Source organism: Bacillus sp. AFS018417 (assembly GCF_002560985.1).
Classification (GTDB): Bacteria; Bacillota; Bacilli; order Bacillales; family Bacillaceae_G; genus Bacillus_A; species Bacillus_A rhizoplanae.
In genome coordinates this window covers 1-2508 of record NZ_NTTM01000083.1, presented here as the reverse complement: position 1 = coordinate 2508, position 2508 = coordinate 1, and the positions used below count along the sequence as shown (strand labels likewise).

The 2508-nt window shown below is 35.1% G+C and carries 3 protein-coding genes; 2 read left to right on the top strand and 1 reads right to left on the bottom strand.

Annotated features, from left to right (window positions below):
- Positions 1-323, bottom strand: a 323-nt coding sequence (locus CN326_RS22715) for an IS6 family transposase (RefSeq protein ID WP_141525113.1), incomplete at its 3' end; no start/stop codon positions are given.
- Between the two features lie 394 nt (positions 324-717).
- Here CN326_RS22715 and CN326_RS22705 point away from each other — a divergent pair.
- Together CN326_RS22705 and CN326_RS22700 are read left to right on the top strand one after the other, a co-directional pair.
- Entirely contained in the window at positions 718-1515 is a 798-nt protein-coding gene (locus tag CN326_RS22705; RefSeq protein WP_098311225.1) for a cyclase family protein, read from the top strand.
- 321 nt (positions 1516-1836) lie between these two features.
- Positions 1837-2508: IS6 family transposase (locus CN326_RS22700; protein WP_141525112.1), on the top strand; the 672-nt coding region annotated here is incomplete at its 3' end.

The following is a 2508-nucleotide window of genomic DNA, read 5'->3' as shown; positions in this document are numbered from 1 at the left end:
CTTAGATAAAAATCAATTGTGTTGCCCTCTGAATCAACCGCATGATATAAGTACATCCATTGACCTTTTACTTTAATATAGATTTCATCGACTTTCCACGAGTCATTTGTTGATTTAAGATGATGTCGTACTTTCTCTTCTAATTGAGGTCCATATTGATGAACCCAGCGCATAATCGTTGTATGAGAAATGGATAAGCCCCGTTCCTCCATCATTTCCACCAAATCACGAAAACTGAGGTTGTACCGTAGGTACCATCTTACCATTAACAAAATAATATCCGGCTGATAATGCTTCCATTTGAATACATTTTCCTTTTCCATACCAATCATGCACCCTTTCTAGAGTAATAGTATCAGTATATCCAAGATTTATGGATTCATTGCAATTTTCCCGAAGTTTTTGCACCAAAACCAAAAAGGGCAACTTCACCAAAGGGTGAAATCTACCTAAAATACGCTTGAACTTATTTATAAATTGTTTGGATTAGCTGCCTAATCTTTAAAATCAACAGGATATCGCTATTCTATATTTCTATTAAGCTATTTTTGCACCAGAACCGTAAATACCGATTAAAGAATACAGATGAAGGTAAAAAACTATCAATCAAAAATGGTTAAAGTTGTAAAGAAGTTTTGCATATAATCAAAAATAGATTAAATTTCTAGTATAAGTTAGAGAGCTTATGAATTTTAAGGAACTAGGGGGAATGGAGTTATGATTGAAAGTTTTATACGAAATGGAAAAGGGAAAATAATTATCGATTTAAGCGATCGATTATCAAACGCTACTCGGGAATTTGAGCCAAATGCACATGAAATTATTTACAAAGATCATAAAGATTCAATTACAGTAACAGAAAAGTATTTAGGGCTTGATAAGTCTTATTGGCCAGATGAGGAAGGCTGGGCAGTAGAAGAAGTAACATTATCAACTCATTCCTACACCCATATTGATGCTCCTTATCATTATGGTTCTACATCTAATGGAAAACCTGCAAAAACAATTGAACAAATCCCCTTAAATTGGTGTTATGGAGATGGTGTTCTCATTAATATGACTTACAAGCAAGCTGGCGAAGGGATTAGTATTGATGATTTGCAACAAGAACTAAAAAGGATGAATTATTCAATCAAACCTTATGACATCATACTTATTTACACTGGAACTTCCAAGCATTTTCATCAGCCTGGTTATGAGTACTTGCATTCAGGACTAACTGCATCAGCAACAGAGTGGCTTATCGACCAAGGGGTAAAACTAATCGGGATAGATGCATGGGGTCTAGATCGTCCATTTAATGTAACAGCCAAAGAGGCAAAGGAAGGGAAGTCACAGTTTTGGGAAGCCCATTTAGTAGGCAGACGTAAAGAATATTGTCAAATTGAAAAGCTTTGTAACCTTGATAAAATTTCAAAACCATATGGTTTTACAGTATGTGCGTTTCCTATCAATATTGCTAATGCAAGTGCTGGGTGGAGCCGTGTAGTAGCTATTTTTGATGAAATTAATTAACCATTACTTGTAAGAAAATGCCCCATATCTATTGAAGTACACCTCCATTCCACTATTATCAAAATGGTTTTTGAAAATAAACATTGTTCGTTAATTAATTGTGAAGATAATTAGAGGTAATTTCAAAAAATTCATATTACAACGTTAAGAAGATTCTAGTATTAAAAATCCCAATCTCTCAGTGTTATAAATGAGAAGTTGGGATTTATTTACTCAGTAATCGCGCCCTTTAATGGAATAAATAAAATATGGTTCTGGTGCAAAAAATCTATCAAACTTGAACATACTGATACTATTATTCTAAAAAAGGACGTGATCAGTATGGAAAAGCAAAATTTATTTAAATGGAAACATTATCAGCCCGACATTATTTTGTTAACAGTAAGATGGTACCTGCGGTATAACTTAAGCTTTCGTAACATAGTGGAGATGATGGAGGAACGTGGCTTATTCATTGCTCACACAACGATTATGCATTGGGTACATCAATATGGTCCTGAGTTGGATAAGAGAATCCGTCGTCATCTCAGGCAAACGAATGACTCATGGAGAGTCGATGAGACCTATATCAAGATAAAAGGGGAATGGATGTATCTGTATCGTGCAGTAGATTCCGAAGGAAACACCATTGATTTTTATCTTAGCAAAAATAGAAATGCCAAATCAGCCAAGTGCTTTTTCAAAAAAGCCTTGGCTTCTTCGCATGTATCCTCTCCCCGTGTGATCACAATTGATAAGAATCCAGCTTACCCTATAGCAGTTGAAGAATTGAGGAAAGAAAAAAGCATGCCATCAAGCATGCAACTCAGACAAAAGAAATATTTAAACAATATACTGGAACAGGATCATCGTTTTATCAAGAAGCGTGTTCGTTCTATGTTAGGGTTGAAATCATTTCGTACAGCCACTTACATACTCAGTGGCATAGAAGCTATGCATATGATCAAAAAAGAACAGATTGATTTACGGGATCTGGACTTATCCCCGTCAAGT

Coding starts and splice junctions, on each gene's coding strand:
- CN326_RS22705 (WP_098311225.1), top strand. CDS start 718: ATGATTGAAAGTTTTATACGAAATGGAAAAGGGAAAATAATTATCGAT.